An 18,205-nucleotide genomic window follows, 5' to 3' on the forward strand; every position below is an offset into this window, starting at 1 on the left:
CTAGATAAGGTTAGCCCAAGGACGCCCCGCTGGTAAAAACGGCAGTGGCCCGGTGCCGGATGGTTTCGGAACCGGGCCACTGGCCTGATGCGCGAGGGTGGTTGTTAGCCCTTGGCGTCGATTGCGGCCTGGATGAACGGGATCAGGTCGGTATTGGCGGAGTCGCCCTTGCCCCACTGCTTGCCGTCCACGAAGGCAGTCGGAGTGCCGGTCACACCGATGGCAGCAGCCTCCTGCGTGGCCACCTTTACGTAGGGCCGGTATTTCTTCTCTTCCACACACGTGTCGATGCTCTTGGCGCCCACGTCCGTGGCCATCTTCTTCAGATCGTCATCCGAAAGGCCGGCACTGCCTTCCGCGGGCTGCTTCGCGAAGAGAGCGTTGACGAAGTCGGAGTACTTTTCGGGCGATTCGTTGACTACGCAGGCCGCAGCGTTGGCCGCGCGGGAGGAGTAGTTGGTGGTGGACTGCAGGTCCAGGAAACCGAGCGGCCTGTACTCCAGCGAGATCTTGCCTTCGTTGCGGAGGCTGGTCAGCTGTTCGTTGTAGGTGGTTTCAAACCGCTTGCAGACGGGGCAGATGAAGTCGATATAGACGACCACCTTCACGGGCTTGCCGGCTTCCGCCTCAGCACCGGGTGCCTTCACCTCTGCAGGCGGCGTTTCCGGCTTAGACGGGACGTCCTTCACGTTCACCGCGGCGGGATCGGACTTCACTACCTCGGAGTTTGCCAGCAGCGTCACGCCGCCGTGGATGTTGCCGTTGGCCGGAGTGGGGCCTTCGTCTGCCACGGGAGCGTTGTTCCTGATGTTGGAACTGACTACCAGTGCAACGATTGCGAGGATGGCTACGACGGCCACCACAATGCCCCAGCCGATGAGGAGTTTATTGCGCTTGTCCTTCTTCAGCTGCGCCTCACGGATTTCACGGGCTTTCTCGCGGGCCTCGGCAGTGCGTTCTGCTTTGGACTTGCGGGGTTCGTTTGCGGCGCTCATCAGTTCCTCGGGTCGATCGGCCAGGTGCGGACCACATCAGTGGCAACTTTGTCAGTTTAGGGGAGAAACCTGAGAGCTTGCGCCTTCAACTTTCCGTCCGTCTGCCCAACGGATGGATAGCACGGAAGATTCCAGCCGACTAGGGTTGACTTCGAGCCGTTAGCAACCCAAGGGGCACCAATGCACACTACGCACCGTGACAAATCCGAAGCAACCGCTGAAGGAAAACCCGCGCGCGGCGGCGGCCACGAGGCTGCCGCGCTGTACGACTTCATGGTGGTGTCCAACCGGCTCCCGGTTGACCGCTGCGCACCGGAGGACAGGGGTTGCGAGGACGGCTGGCGCCGGTCTCCCGGCGGCCTGGTGACCGCACTGGCCCCGATGATGACCAAGACCGACGGCGCGTGGGTGGGCTGGCATGGCGCCCCGGATGAGACCGTCAAGCCCTTCAGCCATGGGGGAATGGATCTGGTCCCGGTGCAGCTGAGCACGGACGACGTCGAGCTCTTCTATGAGGGCTTTTCCAACGCCACGCTCTGGCCGCTGTATCACGATGTGATTGCGCCGCCGGAATTCCACCGGACCTGGTGGGATTCATACCGCAAGGTCAACCGGCGGTTCGCTGACGCCGTCGTGCGGCACGCCGACCAGGGGGCCACGGTCTGGGTGCAGGACTACCAGCTGCAGCTGGTCCCCAAGATGCTCCGCGAAGCGCGCCCGGACCTCAAGATCGGGTTCTTCAACCACATCCCTTTCCCTCCGCCGGAAATCTTCGCCCAGCTTCCCTGGCGCCGGGCCATTATTGACGGCCTCCTCGGCGCCGACCTGGTGGGCTTCCAGCGCCCCAGCGATGCCGGCAACTTCATGCGTTCAGCCCGCCGCTTCCTCGGTGCCAGCGTCAAGCAGCAGCAGGTGCACGTCAAGGGACCGGACGGGGCAACAACCCACATTGCCCGTGCGCAGGCGTTCCCCATCTCCATCGACGTCAAGCAGATCAGCGAACTGGCCCGCAAGCCGGAGATCATCGAGCGAGCCCACCAGATCCGCCGGGACCTCGGCAATCCGAAGACCATCCTCCTCGGCGTCGACCGCCTCGACTACACCAAGGGCATCCGGCACCGGCTCAAGGCCTACGAGGAACTGCTGGCCGACGGCAAGGTCACGGTGGAGGACGCGGCCCTGATCCAGGTGGCAAGCCCCAGCCGGGAGCGGGTGGAGCAATACCGGCTGCTGCGCGAAGAGGTGGAGGGCACCGTGGGCCACATCAACGGCACCTATGACACCATGCAGAACACCGCAGTGCGCTACCTGCACCACAGCTACCCCATCGATGAGATGGTGGCACTGTACCTGGCGGCCGACGTCATGCTGGTCACGGCACTGCGTGACGGCATGAACCTGGTTGCCAAGGAATACGTGACCGCCCGCACCAACAACGACGGCGCCCTGGTGCTCAGCGAATTCGCCGGGGCCTCGGACCAGCTCAAGCAGGCCTTACTGATGAACCCGCACGACATCGACGGCCTCAAGGACACCATCATGCGGGCCGTCAACATGCAGCCCGCCGAGGCGGCCCGCCGGATGCGGTCCATGCGCAAGCAGATCCTGGACCACGACGTCGATCACTGGTCAGCCGACTTCCTTGCAGCGCTCAAAGAGAAAGTGGTCCGCGATGACACCTGATGCAGCCCCGGGCAAGACGCCCCTCACGCTTCAGCCGGAACTCCTGGCGGCCCTCAAAAAGGTGGCCGCCACCGAGCACCTCCTGGTGGCCATGGATTTTGACGGAACAATCTCCCCGCTGGTTGACCACGCGGCTGATGCCCGTCCCCTCCCCCGGTCCGCCGCCGCCTTCGCCGCCCTTGCGGTCCTCCCGCGAACGACGACGGCACTCATCTCGGGCCGGGCCCTCGCCAGCCTCCGGGCGGTCGCTTCGCCGCCGCCCGAGACGCTCCTCATCGGCAGCCACGGGGCCGAAGCCTGGCTGGGACCGGGTTCTTCCGAACTCACCCTGGACCCGGACCAGCTGACGCTGTTGGCAGAAGTCCGCCGCGTCCTTGAAGAGATCGTGGAACAGGCGCCGGGCACCCTGCTGGAGGACAAGCCGGCCGGCGTCGTGCTCCACACCCGCCTGGCCGCCGACGACGTGGCCGAAGACGCCGTCGCCGCAGCCCGCGCAGCCCTGCAGGACCGGCCGGACGTGCACCTGAAGAACGGCAACCGCGTGCTGGAGACGTCCGTCGTTCACGCTTCCAAGGGTGAGGGCATGGCCTTCCTGCGCCAGGCGACCGACGCCACAGCGGTGGTGTTCGCCGGAGACGACACCACCGATGAAGACGCCTTGGGCCGGCTGTATCCGGGCGACGTGGGCGTGAAGGTGGGGCTCGATTTCACGCAGGCGCAGTTCCGCGTGGAGGCGCCCGTGCACATCGCCGAGCTGCTGGAAACACTGCTCCGTGAACGCACCCTGGCCCTGGCGGAATCCGCGTAGCCGCCCGCGTAAATCCACGCTCCGGACGGACACCGTCACCAATCTCACATGTGACGCCCGTAACATTTGCACCCAAATGCATAAAATCTGACATACTCTGTTTGTGACGTGGCGCACAGACACCGTGCGGCGTCACGCGATACTCCTCGGCTTCGGCCGGGGAGTACACGGCTGAAAGACCGTGGACAACTGAATAAACATGAACCATTCACAACGGATCGTCCGGCACGTACCTGCCGGTGAAGGGATTGATAACTGTGGCTACAGTTACTTTTGATAACGCAACACGTCTGTACCCGGGCACCGATAAGCCCGCCGTCGATAAGCTCAACATCGACATCGCCGATGGCGAATTCCTGGTCCTCGTTGGACCCTCCGGCTGCGGCAAGTCCACCTCCCTGCGCATGCTCGCAGGTCTTGAGGACGTCAACGCAGGCCGCATCCTCATTGGAGACCGCGACGTCACGGACGTTCCGCCGAAGGACCGCGACATCGCGATGGTCTTCCAGAACTACGCCCTGTACCCGCACATGACCGTTGCGGACAACATGGGCTTCGCGCTGAAGATCGCCGGCGTCAGCAAGGAAGAGCGCGCCGAGCGTGTCCGCGAAGCAGCCAAGCTTCTTGACCTCGAGCCGTACCTGGACCGCAAGCCGAAGGCACTCTCCGGCGGTCAGCGCCAGCGTGTCGCCATGGGCCGCGCAATCGTGCGTAACCCGCAGGTCTTCCTCATGGATGAGCCGCTCTCAAACCTCGACGCCAAGCTCCGCGTCCAGACCCGTACGCAGATCGCATCCCTGACCCGCCGCCTGGGCGTCACCACCGTCTACGTGACCCACGACCAGGTCGAGGCCATGACCATGGGTGACCGCGTGGCTGTGCTGAAGGACGGCCTGCTGATGCAGGTTGACACCCCGCGCAACCTCTACGACAAGCCCAAGAACGTCTTCGTTGCCGGCTTCATCGGCTCCCCTGCCATGAACCTGCTGGAACTCCCCGTCGTCGACGGCGGCGTCCAGTTCGGCGGAACCGTGTACCCGGTACCGCGCAACATCCTCGAAGAAGCCCACGGCGCCACCGTCACCCTCGGTTCACGCCCGGAGGACCTGGAGCAGGTCGCCGCCGGTGAAGGCCTTCAGGTTGAGGTTGACGTCGTCGAAGAACTCGGCGCCGACGCCTACGTCTACGGCCACACCACGCTGGACGGCAAGAGCCACGACATCGTGGCACGCGTCGACGGCCGCCGTCCCCCGATGAAGGGCGAATCCATCTACGTTCGCCCGCAGTCCGGACACGTGCACCTGTTCGACACCAAGACCGGCCTGCGCCTCGGCGACTAGCCTTTAGCACTGAACGGCGGCGGCCCCTCCTCACTGGACGGGCCGCCGTCGTGATTTAAGCGCGGTTTCCTGACGTTTGTTTAGGCCGCCTGCCCCTACGTACGGAAGAATTGGCACATGACCGAGGAAAGCAACGCCCAATGGCACGACGAACCCACCGACTACGGCCAGATCGGCAAACTACCTCGGTTTGAAGCGGCCAGCGCCAACGACGACAAGAGTTCCAACGTCTCGAGCAACCTGAGCATCACCGCCGCCTCCGCTGATCCCGAACTCCTGGATCTGCCCTGGCACATCGCCCTGGAGGACTGGCCCGCGGAATACCTCGCAGCTCTCCCCCGAGGCATATCCCGGCACATCGTGCGCTTCGCGCACCTGGGCGGCTCGGTGATCGCGATCAAGGAAACGTCCGAACACGTGGCCCGCCACGAGTACCACATGCTCCGCAAGCTGGCGCGCCTGGACGTACCCTGCGTCGAGCCCGTAGCCGTTATCACCGGCCGCACCACACCGGACGGCCGGCCGCTGAATCCGGTGCTGGTCACGCGGCACCTGAAGTTCTCCATGCCCTACCGCGCGCTTTTCTCACAGATGCTCCGCAAGGACACCCTCACCCGGCTGATCGATGCCCAGGCGCTGCTGATGGTTCGCCTTCACCTGATCGGCTTCTACTGGGGCGACGTTTCGCTCTCCAACACGCTCTTCCGGCGCGACGCCGGCGCTTTCGCTGCCTACCTCGTGGACGCCGAGACGGGCGAGCTGTACCCGGACCTGTCCACCGGCCAGCGCGAGTACGATCTCGAGATCGCCCGGGTCAACATCGCCGGCGAGCTGATGGACCTGCTGGACGGCGGTTTGATCGAAGAAAAAGTGGACCCGGTGGCCACCAGCGAACTCATCATGGACAGCTACCGGAGGCTCTGGACCGAGCTTACCGAGAAGGAATCCTTCGAGATCGGCGAACGCTGGCGCGTGGCAGCCCGGATCCGGAAACTCAACGAGCTGGGGTTCGACGTTGAGGAATACGCGATCAAGACCACCCAGAACGGCTCCACCATCCAGCTCCAGCCCAAGGTGGTGGACGCCGGCCACCACCAGCGCCGCCTGCTGCGGCTGACCGGGCTGGACGCCCAGGAGAACCAGGCCCGTCGCCTGCTCAACGACATGGACTCGTTCCGCGCGGACAACAACCCCTCCATGGATGAGGAATACAGCGCCCACTTGTGGGTCAGCCAAATCTTCGAGCCCATTGTCCGTTCGATTCCCCGCGACCTCTCCGGCAAGCTCGAACCCGCCGAAGCCGTCCACGAAGTGCTGGAACACCGCTGGTACATGTCCGAGAAGCAGGAACGGCACATTCCGCTGGCGGAGGCCGTGCAGTCCTACATCGACTCCATCCTCCGGCACCGCCGCGACGAAGCAGCGATCATGCTCAACCCGGACACCGAGCTGCTCAAGATCCTCGAAGTGGAAACCGAGCAGTCCCGGTACGGCGACGAGGACATCGACGAATACCCCGACTCCGACGACTAACGTCGCCGGCCCCCTAGATCGCTTTCCCGGGGTTCAGGATGCCGGCCGGATCAAAGAGATGTTTGATCCGGCGCTGCAATTCCCGGACGGGTTCCGGCTGTTCCAGGCCAAGCCACCGCAGTTTGTACTGCCCGATCCCGTGCTCGCCGGTGATGGTTCCGCCCATGGCCAGGGCCACCGTGATTGATCTGTCCAGGCATTCGCCCAGCCGCTGCATGGCGTCGGCGTCCACCTGGTGGTCCACGCGGTCCACCCAGAAGGTCGGGTGCAGGTTGCCGTCGCCGGCGTGGGCCACCACTTTGAGCTGCACGTCGTGGGCCACGGCCATGGCTTCAAGTTCGCCGATGTAGTCCACAAGCCGCGAGCGCGGCACGGCCACGTCCTCCCCCACCCGGTATTCGTCGTCCACTTCAACGCCGCGGCTGTTCCGCCGGAGTTCCACCAGCTGTTCGGCTTCCGCGCTGGCCTCAGTGGTCACTGTGGCTCCGGTGGCGGCAAGAACCTCGCGGACCACATCGGCTTCCGCCGCCGCCCCGAAGCCGTCCGTCTGGATCAGCAGGAGCGAGGCTCCACGGGTGCTGAGGTCCGAGCCATGGATCTCATCGAGCTGACGCAGCGAACCGCCGTCGAGCAGCTCCATGATGGCGGGCTGCACGCGCGCTTTCCCCACGGCCAGGACACCCGCCGCGGCACTGCGGAAGTCCGGGTAGAACGCGGCAATGGTGTGCACTTCACGGGGAAGGTACTTCAGCCGCAGCGTCGCCCCGACCACAATGCCGAGCGTTCCTTCCGAGCCAACGAACAGCCCGGTCAGGTCGTAGCCGGCAACACCCTTGAACGTCTGGTGCCCGGTGTGAATGAGGGAACCGTCTGCCAAGACAACGTCGAGGGCCAGCACGGAATCGCGGGTGACGCCGTACTTGGCGCAGCGCAGGCCACCGGCGTTGGTGGCAACATTGCCGCCGAGAGTGGACGTGCGGAAGCTCGCGGGATCCGGGGCATACATCAGCCCGTGCACCGCTGCTGCGTCGTTGAGGGCCGCGTTAATCACGCCGGGTTCGACGACGGCGGTCTCGTCGTCCGGGCTCAGGGCGAGGATGCGGTTCATGCGTTCAAGGCTCAGCACGATGCACCCCGGGCTGGCGTGGGCGCCGCCGGAAACCCCGGTGCCGGCCCCGCGGGCAACAATGGGCGCACTGTGCTTGGCGCAGGCACTGACCACAGCCTGGACGTCCGCGACTGTTTCGGCCCAGACGACGGCCAGCGGCAACTGGTAGTCGACAACCGGTGCCTGGTCCACGGCGTAACTGGCCAAGGTCGTTTCGTCCACGGCCAGCTTGCCGGGCTCCAGGATGGTTTTGAGCTCGTCAACAATGTTGCTCATGCGGCCTCCAGGTCCGTCGAATCCGGCCTCCAGTCTAAACGGGCGGACCCTGCATCCCTGCTGCTGAGCCCGCAGCAGCTTCAGCTCCCGGTGCCCGGGTACCGGGAAGCACCCAGACCGCCGCCGCGGCCTCGCCCGCGCTGATCCGGGTTCCGGCAGCCCATGCACCTGTATACGCGGTGACGTCACCTGTGCTGAAGGCCGGATCGGCGGCGAGGGCGGCGAACTGGGCCGGAGACAGTGCGCCGGCGGCGAGATCCGCCCTCGCGGCGGCGCGAGCCACGAACACCACGACAGCACTCTCCGCCGTCTCCCGTACATAGGCGAGCGCGTCGCCGTCGGCATACAGCCAGCGGATGCCGCCCTCCGTGAGCGCCGGCTGCCCACGGCGCAGGGATGCCAGGGACGAATAGCCGGGGCGGAGGTCCGCCTCGACCCGGCGGGGGTCGTCCCACGGCATCGGCGTCCTGGCGTCTTCGCCATTGTGCCCTTTAAGTCCGAACTCGTCTCCCGCGAAGACCACCGGAACACCCGGAAGGGTGAACATCATGACGGCCCCGAGCAGCTGCCCGCCGTCAATCATCACCGTGGCTGCACGGGCGGTGTCGTGGCTGTTCAGGGCGTTCATGTTCTGGAGCCGGAGGTCCCAGCTGAAGGCTGCCGCCAGGTCCAGGTGGGTGGCGAGGAAATCCTCGGCACCCATCCGGTTGGGCCCGGCAAGGGGGGTGCCGAAGAAATTGACGTGCGCGGCGTCCCCTGCCAGCCAGGACCACAGCGGACGGGTGAAGTTGGCGTAGGTCATAGCGCCGTGCCAGTGTTCGCCGGTGAAGTCCGGTGCGGCATCGTTGGTGGCTTCGGCCAGCAACGCGGCTTCGGGGTTGATATCCCGGACCCGGTCCGCGATAAGCCGCGCCACCTCCCGGTTGAGGTCCGTGGCGCCCAGCCTGCCGGTCATGTTGCCGACGTCGATCCGCCAGCCGTCCAGGTTGAACGGGGGCCTGAGCCAGCGCGCCACCGGGGAGTCATCGTCCAGGACGAACTTGTGTTTTAGCTCCTCGGAGGACCAGTTGAGCTTGGGCAGCGACGCAACACCGTACCAGGCCTCGTAGTTCCGGACGCCCTGCTCCCCGGTGCCCGGCTTGGTGCCCGGCTCCTTGGACTCCGTGAAATAGTAGTAGCCGGTTTCAGCGGATGCCGGATCGGCCAGCGCCCGCCGGAACCACTCGTGGGCATCGCCGGAATGGTTGGCGGTGAGGTCGCCCAGCACTTTGATGCCGCGGGCGTGTGCTGCTTCCACCAGTTTCACGAGGGCGCTCTCCCCGCCGAGCAGCGGATCCACCGCGTTGAAGGTGGAGGCGTCGTAACGGTGGTTGGAACGCGCCGGGAAGAACGGCGTCAGGTAGATGATGTCGGCGCCGAGTCCCTGGATATGGTCCAGCTTTTCGGCCACCCCCGTGAGGTCGCCGCCGTAGAACTGGAACGGCGTGGCCGGCCCGGTTCCCTCCACGGGCGTGCGGTCCCAGCCGGACGGGATGGCCCAGTCAGGCGCCGGATGCGAGTCGGCGTCCGCGGAGCGCGCGAAGCGGTCCGGAAACACCTGGTACATCGTTCCCCGGCGCAGCCACTGGGGAGCGGCGGGGAACGAGGTCAGCCGGAAGTCCGCGTAGTCGGAGACGTCGCGGCGGAACAGTCCCTGCGCGTTGAGGCTCCAGTACCCCGCGCTGCCGGCCGCTGTTCCGGTGCCGAGCGTCCCGGTGCCGGGCGTCCCGCCGTCGTACTCGCCGGCCGCGACTTCCAGCAGGAAGCGGTACCGCGCCACCGGGTTGGTGACCGTCATTTCCGTTTCCCACCAGGTCCAGCCGTCCGACTCCCCCAGGCTGCGGGCGGCGTCGTACCGCGGCTCGCCGTCCTGGACCGACCGCACCCAGACCCGGGCGGCATGCCCCCACGCTGCGGGGACCCTCATGCGGAGCCGGGCAGTATCGCCCAGTGCAGTGCGCCGGGGCGCATGCAGCGGCGAACCGTCGTGGTGCGGGAGGGGCCCGGGTGGGACCGGACCGGGCTGGAGGAATGCCGCCATGCTCAGCCCTTGACCGAGCCCTGGGTGAGGCCGCTGACGATGTAGCGCTGCAGGAACAGGAACAGTGCCATCACCGGGACGGCGGCGAGCACGGCGCCGGCGGCGAAGACCCCCCAGTTCTCCGAGCGCTGCTGGGCGACAAAGGAGTAGAGTCCGACGGCGAGCGTCTGGCTGTCCGGGTCCGTCAGCACTACGCTGGCGATCACGAATTCGCTGGAGATGCCGATGAAGGCAAGCAGCCCCACCACGGCGAGGATCGGCGTGACCAGGCGCAGGATGATGCCGAAGAAGATCTGCACGTGGCTGGCGCCGTCAATCTTTGCCGCCTCGTCCAGGGACTGCGGAACGGTGTTGAAGAAGCCGTACATGAGGTAGGTGTTCACCCCGAGGGCGCCGCCGAGGTACACCATGATCAGGCCGAGCTGGCTGCCCAGGCCCAGGGCCGGAATGACCTCGGAGATCCCGCTGAGCAACAGGAAGATGGCCACCACGGCCAACAGTTGCGGGAACATCTGGAGCAGCAGCAGGCTCAGTAGCCCGATCCGGCGCCCCTTGAAGCGCATGCGGGAAAATGCGTAGGCGGCCATGGCGCCCAGGAACACCGTCGCCGCGGAAGTCACCACACCCACCACCATGGTGTTCACGAACCAGCGGCCGAAGGGCCGGGACGGGTCGTTGAACAAGGCGGTGAAGTTGCCGAGGTCGAGTTTGCTGAAAAGCGCATTCGAGCCCACGAGGGTACCGGTGGAGTTGAACGCGGCAGACAGTACATAGAGCAGCGGGAAGATCGCGAAGATGGTCACTGCGATTCCTACGAGATGACGCCACCCTTTGTCCTTGAACCAGACACCGAACGTGCGCCGCCGGTGCAACAGCCTCAGCTGATCGACATCGGTGGTCCCGGCTGCGGTGCCCGCTGCGGTGAGGGTGGAGCCTGGGGCGGGAGCCGCCGTCGTGCGGGTGCGTGCCGTTGACCCGTTCATGAGTTCACGTCCTCGAGTGCTTTGGTCTGCTTGAAGCTGATGGCCGAAACAGTGGCCACGATGATGAAGATGATGATCGCCAGGGCGCTGGCGAGGCCGTAGTCACGGCCGGTGCCCTGCCCGAAGGCAACCTTGTACACGAGGGTGATCAGGATGTCAGTGGCTCCAATGTCCCGGTCGGTGTCGGCGAAGCGCGGCCCGCCACCGGTGAGCATGTAGATCACATTGAAGTTGTTGAAATTGAAGGCGAAAGAGGAAATCAGCAGCGGTGCAATGGAGACCAGCAAGAGCGGCAGCTTGATGGACCGGAACACCCGCCACGGGCCGGCTCCGTCCATCCGGGCAGCTTCGTCGAGTTCGGTGGGCAGCGACTGGAGTGCACCGGTGCAGACCAGGAACATGTACGGGAATCCGAGCCACAGGTTGACCACCAGGACACTGACCTTGGCAAGCAAAGGGTCGGTGAGCCAGCCGATCGTGGCCCCGCCCAGAAGCGTCTGGTTGAGCCAGCCGAACTGCGGGTTGAGGATGCCGGACCAGACCAGGCCGGACAGGAACGCGGGGAACGCATAGGGCAGGATCATCAGGATCCGGTACACCTTCTTGCCGCGCAGGTCCTCGCGGTTGAACGTGACGGCCAGGAACAGTCCCAGCGCAAAAGTCAGTGCCACCGACGTGACGGCGAAGGTGAACGTCCACAGGATGACGCCCAGCAAAGGTCCTCGGAGGCTGGGATCGGTGAAGGCACGGGCGAAGTTTTCCATGCCGACGTCGATCTTCCAGCCCGTGGTGAGGGTTTGGCCGCTGCCGTCGGCGAAGGCGCCCCTGCCGTTGTCGCGGTAGACGGCCCCCGTATCGGTGTCGGTGAAGGTATCGGCCGCGGCGTCATACGTCAGCGCCGGCTTGAACTCGTAGGCGTTGCTTCCGTCTGCCGTGCGCAGGGTGCCGTCAGCGGGATTGTCCGAGACGGGCACGGTGATGGCCAGGATCTCCTGCTGGTTGGCGACGATTTCCTGGAAGGTCAGCGTCTGGTAGCCGTCGACGGAGTTGGCCTTACCCGTGGAATCGGTACCGGCGTCGGGCACTTCCTGCAGGGGCGTGCCGGTGCTGCCGATCGTGGCCTTGCCATCCGGATCGGTGAACAACAGGTAGAAGTCGTTGCCCTTGGTGAGCACCGCCGCCTTGTAGGCCGGCGAGTCCGGAACGCGTTTCTGGGCGGTGAGCTGGATGGCCGAGATGGCGTCATCCTTGGTGCTGTTGTGCCCGTCGCCGTAGTTGGTGAAGGCGATGTAGCCGCTGAAGAGCACCACGAAGACCTGGAACACCAGCAGGAACAGCACGCCCGGCGCCAGGTATTTGGCGGGCAGTCCCCCCTTGCGGAGGTAGATCCAGTTAATGGCCAGTACGACGGCGGAAGAGACCGCCAGCGCACCCCAGGACTGGCTGAGGAAAAGCATCATCAGGACATAGACGGCCAGGGCGTCCACCAGGCCCAGGAGCACGATCTTGGCCACGATTCCCCTGGTGGAATCCTGGCGGGAGCGGCTGCTACGGGCCCCGCCCGGCTGGTCTGGCGTGTTGCCCTCCCAGGTTGGCGAAGCTGCTGGCGACGGGGGCTGCGGGGAATCCTGGAAAAGATCGGTTTTGGGCATGGCTGTCTATGGTCCTTGGGAGAAGCGGGGCCGTGGAAATTGCGGGCGCAGCGAGGGCACTGCAGCAAAGCGGGGGCTGCAGCAGCCGGCCGGGCAGCATGAAGCTGCCCGGCCGGTGCTGTCGGGAGTAGACCAGAAAGGGGTCAGCCGGCGATTTTCGCCTTGATGCTGGCCGACATCTTGGCCCAGTCGGCAGCAGGATCGCCCTGGCCCTTGATGAGGGCCAGTTCGGTGGCTCCCCAGTCGGCCCAGACCGCACTCATTTCCGGGATGGCCGGCATGGGAACACCGGTGGCACCGATCTTGCCGAACGCTTCCACGACGGGGTCGCTGGCAGCCTTCTCGAAGGACGCCTTCAGGGCCGGCGGGCGGCCGCCGGCCTTGTACATGGAGTCCTGGGCCGCTTCCGAGGTGAGGTAGTTGGTCACGAACTCGTTGGTGGCCAGGGCGTTGGCGCTCTTGGCGCTGATGAAGAAGCCATTGACGCCGATAAACGGCTGGGCAGGCTTGTCGCCGGCGGTCGGCAGGGCGTCCACGGCAAACTTGATGCCCTTCTTCTGGACGTCCGGAACATTCCAGGGGCCTGTCAGGAAGTACGGTGATTCGCCGGCCAGGAATTTCTCCTTGGCGATGTCTCCGGTGATGTTGGAGTTGATGATCTTCTCACCGGTATCGCCCCAGGCCACAAGCTTCTTGGCGAACTCGACGCCGGCCGCGTCGCCGATCAGGAGCTGCTTGGGGTCGTAGCCGCCGTCGGCTGCCTGGCCGAAGACCTGCGAACCCATGGAGGCCTGCAGCGGGTAGAGGTGGTACGGGTCACCCTGTTTGGGATCCATGCCCACGAGGAACGGGAACTTGGCTTTGCCGTCCGCCACGGCCTTCTTGCCGTTCGCCACCACTTCATCCAGGGTTGCCGCGCTCTCGGCCACGAGGTCGGTGTTGCGCAGCAGGGCAATGTTCTCGATGGCGTACGGGACGCCATAGACGGAACCGTTGAACGTCATGGCTTTGACGGAGGAGTCCTGGAAGGCCGAGGACTTGTCGCCGAGTTCGATCGGAGCGATCACGCCGTTCTGGACGAACTTGCCCACCCAGTCGTGCGGGCCCACGATCAGGTCCGGACCCTTGCCCGTGGGGACCTGGGTGATGAAGTCATCGCGGACAGCGGCGAAGTCTTTGACAACCAGCTTCACTTCGATGCCGGTATCGGCCTGGAACTTGGCGGTGATGTCCTTGAGTGCCGGTGACCGTTCGGCGTCGACCCACATGGTGATGGTGCCGGCGCCGGCGGATTTCAGATCCGGCTTGGCGGCGGTGGTGGCCGGCGACGTGGCGGCCGCGCCCCCGCAGGCGCTGAGCGCCAGGGCTGCCACGACGGAGAGCGCGCCTGCCGTAAAGACGCGGCGGCTGGTCCCGCTCGTGAGGGTGTTCTGCACCTTCATTGGTGTCCCTTTCATAAAAAATCCTGCATCCACGCGTCGGCCCCTGGGGCCCTGTGGCATCGTCGGTGATGTGGCTCACAGCTGCAAGCGCTTCCAAAGTACACGGAATGACCCATGTTGGAAAGTCACCCTACTCGGCAGTAGCCGTTTGGGCAAAATGGAGCGCCGCCAGCCGCGGTCCCAAGCTGGCGCGCCAACACGCCAACAATTAAGGACTGAAGCGGAAGAACTCCCAAGCCTAGTGAGGCGCACGTCACAATTGGAAGCGTTTTCAATTTGGCGCTGTTCCGTTCTACGATTACCGGCATGTCCGTTGACTCAATGCTCAAAGCCCCCGCCGTAGCGGCCGGGCCGCTGACCCTGGTCCACACTGCAGATGAAGCTGCCGGCTGGTGGCGCTCCGCGGTGATTTATCAGGTTTATCCGCGGTCTTTCCGGGACCTGAACGGGGACGGAATCGGCGATCTGGCTGGCATCACCGCCGAACTCCCCCAGCTGGCCCGGCTTGATGTGGATGCCGTCTGGCTGTCGCCGTTCTACCGCTCACCGCAGAAGGATGCCGGATACGACGTCAGCGATTACTGCGACGTGGATCCGCTCTTCGGCACTCTGGCCGACTTCGACGCCATGATGGCGCAGGCAACCCGCCTGAACCTGCGCGTGATCGTGGACCTCGTTCCCAATCACTGTTCGGACCAGCACGCCGCTTTCCAAGCCGCCCTCGGCGCCCCCGCGGGCAGTCCGGAGCGGGACATGTTCATCTTCCGGGACGGCCGCGGACCCTCTGGCGAAGAGCCTCCCAACAACTGGGAATCCCACTTTGGCGGACCGGCCTGGACACGTATCGCTGAACCGGACGGCCGGCCCGGGCAGTGGTATCTGCACCTCTTCGACACCTCCCAGCCGGACTTCAACTGGGACAACCAGGCAGTCCACGATGAGTTCGAACGGGTGCTGCGTTTCTGGCTGGACCGTGGTGTCGCCGGATTCCGCGTGGACGTTGCACATGCCCTGGTGAAGGCTCCCGGGCTGCCCGAATGGGGTGGCCGGGCAGATGGCAACAGCTGTGACGGATACCCTGGCCACGATGCCCCAATGTTCGGCCAGCCTGCCCTGCATGACATCTACCGGGCATGGCGCCGCATCCTGGCGGAGTACGGTCCGGACCGCATCCTGTGCGCCGAAGCCAACGTGGACCCGCTGCCACGTCTGGCCGACTGGGTCCGCCCGGACGAAATGCATCAGGCGTTCAATTTTCCCTACCTCCATGCGGGTCTTGACGTCCACCGTCTGCGCGGCGTGATCACGGACTCGCTGGTGGCGCTGGACGCCGTCGGTGCTCCCAGCACGTGGGTACTCTCCAACCACGACGTCGTCCGCCACGCCACCCGTTTCGGCTACGACGGCCAGGCACCGCGCGACGGCGACGGGATCGGCACCTTTGACCGTCAGCCCGACTTTGCGCTGGGCCGGAAGCGGGCGGCGGCTGCCTCCATGTTCATGCTGGGGCTTCCCGGCGGGGCGTACCTCTATCAGGGCGAGGAACTTGGCCTTCCGGACGGCATCGACATCCCGGACAGCCAGCGCCAGGACCCCACCTTCGCGCGCACCGGTGGAGAGCGGCTGGGCCGCGACGGCTGCAGGGTGCCACTTCCGTGGCGCGCCGCGGAGCTGCACACCGGTTTCGGGTCCGGCCAGGACCCTTGGCTGCCGCAGCCGGCAAGCTTCGCCGAACTGGCACGCGACGTGCAGACTGCACAGCCGACGTCGCATCTGAACCTCTACCGCCGGATGTTGGCGATGCGGAGGCAGCTGGACCTGGGCCGGGGCTCGCTGGCCTGGCTGGAAAGGTGGTGCAGCGATACGTCGCTTGCCTACGTCAACGGCACCACGCTAGTGGTAATGAACGCGGGACGGGACCCTATGGACCTCCCGCCGGGGCGTGTGCTGCTGCGCAGCTCCCCGGAGTCAGCTGAGCATTCGGCGTCACCGGAAACGTACGACGGCGGTCATCAGCTAGGCTCGGGTGAGACGGTCTGGTTGAACCTTCCAATTGGGTGATCCGGCTGTCGTTGAATTAGCAGTGAGGAACACGGAGAACTGAACATGCCCGGCATCAAGGACGTAGCTGAGCGTGCGGGCCTATCCATCGCCACCGTGTCGCGGGCGCTGAGCGGCAAAGGCAACGTCTCGCCCCGCAGCCGCGAACGCGCGCAGACAGCGGCGGCGGAGCTCGGTTTCGTGTTGTCCTACCATGCCTCCAGCCTGGCTTCAGGCCGGAACCACAATGTGGGAGTGGTTGTTCCTTCGGTCCACCGCTGGTTTTTCTCCTCGGTGGTGGAGGGAGTGTCCGCGACACTGCTCGATGCCGGCTACGACCTGACCTTGTACAACGTCAGTGAAGGGCCCGACCGCCGGCACAGTGTGCTGAACGATTTTCTCCTGCGAAAGCGGGTGGATGCGGTCATCGCCGTGTCGCTCGAACTCAGTGAAGCTGAAATACAGCAGCTGCTCGCCATCCATCGCCCGATCGTGGGAATCGGCGGACCGTTGCCTGGTGCCTCCACCATTCGGATCAACGACTCCGGCATTGCCGAGGCCGCAACCAACCACCTCCTCCGGCTGGGACACACCCGGATCGCCCATATGACCGGCGACGCCTCCTATCAGCAGGACTTCCGGCTCCCCGGCACGCGACAGGGCGGCTTTGAAAAAGCCATGGCGTCTGCCGGCGTTGCAGTCCGCCCTGAATGGCAGGTCTCCGCCGACTTCACCATCCAGGGGGCCTATGCGAGTGCCCGGCAACTGCTTGGCGGAGCTTCCGAACGGCCCACGGCGGTGTTCGCGGCGTCGGATGAGATGGCCATCGGAACCATCCTGGCCGCACGTGACTTCGGCCTGCGGATTCCGTACGACTTGTCCGTCATCGGTATTGATGGCCATGAGCTTGGTGAGGTGTTCGGGCTGACCACTATCGACCAGGACGCCCGTGGCCAAGGGGCATTGGCGGTCCGGCTGCTGCTCGCCGGGCTTGAGAACGCTGCCGACGGCGGCGCAACGGACACTGAGTTCCCCACCAAGTTCGTGGTCAGGTCCAGTACCTCCGTACCACCGGCAGATGTAGCGCCACAGCGCTAAGTTCTTCCTCCTACAACTCCCGCTCCATGACGAATTCCTTCTTGGCAGGATCCAGTGCGTAGGCTTCCCTGCGGCCAGTGTCATGAAAGCCGTGGCGTGTATAGAAGCGAAGGGCACGGGTGTTGTCCTCGTGCACCCCGAGCTGCAACAGCCCGGCACCCAGCTCGCTAGCTGCAGCTTCAACCGAATGGCGCAGAAGCTTGTCGGCAAGCCCGCTGCCTCGGTATGCCGCAGCCACATAGACACTGATCAGCATGGCCTGACGCGGCCGGTCGATGTCTTGGGGATGTTTGACCACCACACGCATCAGCGCGCAAAAACCGTTGGCCCCTGAGTCGTCCCCAGCCACGAACGTCACACTGCCCGGGGCAGTCATCGCAGCGGCGCGGCTCCGCCATTGACCTTCAGTCTGCGCCTGGGCCGACACCAGCGATTCGACATACGCAGTGGGCGTGTCTGACAGCATCTCCAGCCGTACGGCCCGTAGCGACTGCCATTCGCCCTCGGTCATGCGGCGGACCCTAACCAACGGCACCACCCATGAACCGAACAAAGCGGGCAAGTACGCCCGGCCAACCTGCATCGTATTCCGCCCGAGCCCTGGCTGGGTCTTCGGCGCCTTCCCAACCGTCGTGCACCAGCCGGAGCTCGGTGCCCCCTTCCACGGCCCTAAACGCAACGCGAAGCTCAGTGGACCACAACGCCGTGGTCCCGGGGTGCCAGCTGGCGTGGAAAGACAGCGGTGGCTGCCAGTCGTCTATGGTGCCCCAGACCGCGGTGCGGCCATCGTCGGCGGTTTCCAACACCAGGTTCTCTTCGAATTCAACGTAGGAGCCCGCGCCGAACACGCTGTGATCCTCGAGGGGCCACCATAGGTGGGTGTGTTCGGTGAACCCGATGAACACTTTGGAGACCGGCCCGGGCACCACCACGGTGTGCACGATGGCGCCGAGGGCATCCACGGGATCCGATGCTTCGTCGGCCGGGGAAGCGTGGCTAAAGAGGTTGTCCATGGTCAACAACTTTACCCGGACCCTGTCCCACCCAGGTTCTGCGGGAGGGGCCCGGGGGAGGGCTGTGGTTCCGGGTCGGGAGCCTGTCGGCCTCTGCCAGAAGGCGGGTTTTGGTGGTTTAAATGCGGGAGAGCCCCAACCGTGTGGTTGGGGC

Annotated in this window: 14 protein-coding genes; 6 read left to right on the top strand and 8 right to left on the bottom strand. The window is 65.2% G+C overall.

Features of this window, described 5'->3' with window-relative positions; genetic code table 11:
• Positions 1–104 precede the first annotated feature (104 nt).
• Positions 105–995: a DsbA family protein gene (locus AC07YR_RS18260; RefSeq protein ID WP_494734760.1), complete on the bottom strand. Its 891-nt coding sequence runs from the start codon at positions 993–995 to the stop codon at positions 105–107.
• 180 nt (positions 996–1,175) lie between these two features.
• On the opposite strand from AC07YR_RS18260, the gene AC07YR_RS18265 reads away from it, so the two are divergent.
• From AC07YR_RS18265 to AC07YR_RS18280, 4 genes are all read left to right on the top strand, one after another.
• Complete coding sequence (locus AC07YR_RS18265) at positions 1,176–2,678, top strand: alpha,alpha-trehalose-phosphate synthase (UDP-forming) (protein WP_436056713.1); 1,503 nt, start codon at positions 1,176–1,178, stop codon at positions 2,676–2,678.
• The gene (gene otsB, locus AC07YR_RS18270; RefSeq protein WP_055802924.1) at positions 2,668–3,486 is read left to right on the top strand and encodes a trehalose-phosphatase; all 819 of its coding nucleotides are present in this window, start codon (positions 2,668–2,670) and stop codon (positions 3,484–3,486) included. The genes AC07YR_RS18265 and otsB overlap by 11 nt, the downstream gene beginning before the upstream one ends.
• Positions 3,487–3,743: 257 nt before the next feature.
• Positions 3,744–4,826, top strand: coding sequence for an ABC transporter ATP-binding protein (locus AC07YR_RS18275; protein ID WP_028271384.1), 1,083 nt, complete (start codon positions 3,744–3,746; stop codon positions 4,824–4,826).
• Positions 4,827–4,943: 117 nt separating this feature from the next.
• A complete protein-coding gene (locus AC07YR_RS18280; protein WP_055802922.1) occupies positions 4,944–6,359 on the top strand; it encodes a DUF4032 domain-containing protein in 1,416 nt (471 codons plus the stop codon).
• Between the two features lie 13 nt (positions 6,360–6,372).
• On the opposite strand, the gene AC07YR_RS18285 is transcribed toward AC07YR_RS18280, so the two are convergent.
• The 5 genes from AC07YR_RS18285 to AC07YR_RS18305 all read right to left on the bottom strand — a co-directional run bounded on the left by AC07YR_RS18285 (position 6,373) and on the right by AC07YR_RS18305 (position 13,900).
• Positions 6,373–7,743 carry an FAD-binding oxidoreductase gene (locus AC07YR_RS18285; protein ID WP_494734761.1) on the bottom strand — a complete coding sequence of 457 codons (1,371 nt, stop codon included), beginning with the start codon at positions 7,741–7,743 and terminating at the stop codon, positions 6,373–6,375.
• 34 nt (positions 7,744–7,777) lie between these two features.
• Positions 7,778–9,823, bottom strand: coding sequence for a glycoside hydrolase family 13 protein (locus tag AC07YR_RS18290; RefSeq protein WP_494734762.1), 2,046 nt, complete (start codon positions 9,821–9,823; stop codon positions 7,778–7,780).
• A gap of 2 nt (positions 9,824–9,825) precedes the next feature.
• Positions 9,826–10,806 (bottom strand): sugar ABC transporter permease, encoded by a 981-nt coding sequence (locus tag AC07YR_RS18295; protein ID WP_436056710.1) that lies wholly within the window; start codon positions 10,804–10,806, stop codon positions 9,826–9,828.
• Positions 10,803–12,458: an ABC transporter permease subunit gene (locus AC07YR_RS18300; RefSeq protein WP_494734763.1), complete on the bottom strand. Its 1,656-nt coding sequence runs from the start codon at positions 12,456–12,458 to the stop codon at positions 10,803–10,805. The genes AC07YR_RS18295 and AC07YR_RS18300 overlap by 4 nt, the downstream gene beginning before the upstream one ends.
• 143 nt (positions 12,459–12,601) lie before the next feature.
• The gene (locus AC07YR_RS18305; protein WP_494734770.1) at positions 12,602–13,900 is read right to left on the bottom strand and encodes a sugar ABC transporter substrate-binding protein; all 1,299 of its coding nucleotides are present in this window, start codon (positions 13,898–13,900) and stop codon (positions 12,602–12,604) included.
• A gap of 306 nt (positions 13,901–14,206) precedes the next feature.
• Here AC07YR_RS18305 and AC07YR_RS18310 point away from each other — a divergent pair, with 306 nt between their 5' ends.
• On the top strand, positions 14,207–15,961 hold the full coding sequence (locus tag AC07YR_RS18310; protein ID WP_494734764.1) for a glycoside hydrolase family 13 protein: 1,755 nt from the start codon (positions 14,207–14,209) through the stop codon (positions 15,959–15,961).
• 45 nt (positions 15,962–16,006) lie between these two features.
• Complete coding sequence (locus AC07YR_RS18315; protein WP_494734765.1) at positions 16,007–17,038, top strand: LacI family DNA-binding transcriptional regulator; 1,032 nt, start codon at positions 16,007–16,009, stop codon at positions 17,036–17,038.
• 10 nt (positions 17,039–17,048) lie between these two features.
• Here AC07YR_RS18315 and AC07YR_RS18320 read toward each other — a convergent pair whose 3' ends face one another.
• Positions 17,049–17,549: a GNAT family N-acetyltransferase gene (locus tag AC07YR_RS18320; RefSeq protein ID WP_494734766.1), complete on the bottom strand. Its 501-nt coding sequence runs from the start codon at positions 17,547–17,549 to the stop codon at positions 17,049–17,051.
• Positions 17,550–17,559: 10 nt separating this feature from the next.
• A complete protein-coding gene (locus tag AC07YR_RS18325; RefSeq protein ID WP_055802951.1) occupies positions 17,560–18,051 on the bottom strand; it encodes an SRPBCC domain-containing protein in 492 nt (163 codons plus the stop codon).
• Positions 18,052–18,205 lie beyond the last annotated feature (154 nt).

It is taken from the genome of Arthrobacter sp. GW460-12-1-14-TSB2 (genome assembly GCF_059423525.1).

Coding starts and splice junctions, on each gene's coding strand:
- AC07YR_RS18305 (WP_494734770.1), bottom strand. CDS start 13,900: ATGAAGGTGCAGAACACCCTCACGAGCGGGACCAGCCGCCGCGTCTTT.
- AC07YR_RS18295 (WP_436056710.1), bottom strand. CDS start 10,806: ATGAACGGGTCAACGGCACGCACCCGCACGACGGCGGCTCCCGCCCCA.
- AC07YR_RS18280 (WP_055802922.1), top strand. CDS start 4,944: ATGACCGAGGAAAGCAACGCCCAATGGCACGACGAACCCACCGACTAC.
- otsB (WP_055802924.1), top strand. CDS start 2,668: ATGACACCTGATGCAGCCCCGGGCAAGACGCCCCTCACGCTTCAGCCG.
- AC07YR_RS18265 (WP_436056713.1), top strand. CDS start 1,176: ATGCACACTACGCACCGTGACAAATCCGAAGCAACCGCTGAAGGAAAA.
- AC07YR_RS18315 (WP_494734765.1), top strand. CDS start 16,007: ATGCCCGGCATCAAGGACGTAGCTGAGCGTGCGGGCCTATCCATCGCC.
- AC07YR_RS18320 (WP_494734766.1), bottom strand. CDS start 17,549: ATGACCGAGGGCGAATGGCAGTCGCTACGGGCCGTACGGCTGGAGATG.
- AC07YR_RS18290 (WP_494734762.1), bottom strand. CDS start 9,823: ATGGCGGCATTCCTCCAGCCCGGTCCGGTCCCACCCGGGCCCCTCCCG.
- AC07YR_RS18325 (WP_055802951.1), bottom strand. CDS start 18,051: ATGGACAACCTCTTTAGCCACGCTTCCCCGGCCGACGAAGCATCGGAT.
- AC07YR_RS18310 (WP_494734764.1), top strand. CDS start 14,207: ATGTCCGTTGACTCAATGCTCAAAGCCCCCGCCGTAGCGGCCGGGCCG.
- AC07YR_RS18300 (WP_494734763.1), bottom strand. CDS start 12,458: ATGCCCAAAACCGATCTTTTCCAGGATTCCCCGCAGCCCCCGTCGCCA.
- AC07YR_RS18285 (WP_494734761.1), bottom strand. CDS start 7,743: ATGAGCAACATTGTTGACGAGCTCAAAACCATCCTGGAGCCCGGCAAG.
- AC07YR_RS18260 (WP_494734760.1), bottom strand. CDS start 995: ATGAGCGCCGCAAACGAACCCCGCAAGTCCAAAGCAGAACGCACTGCC.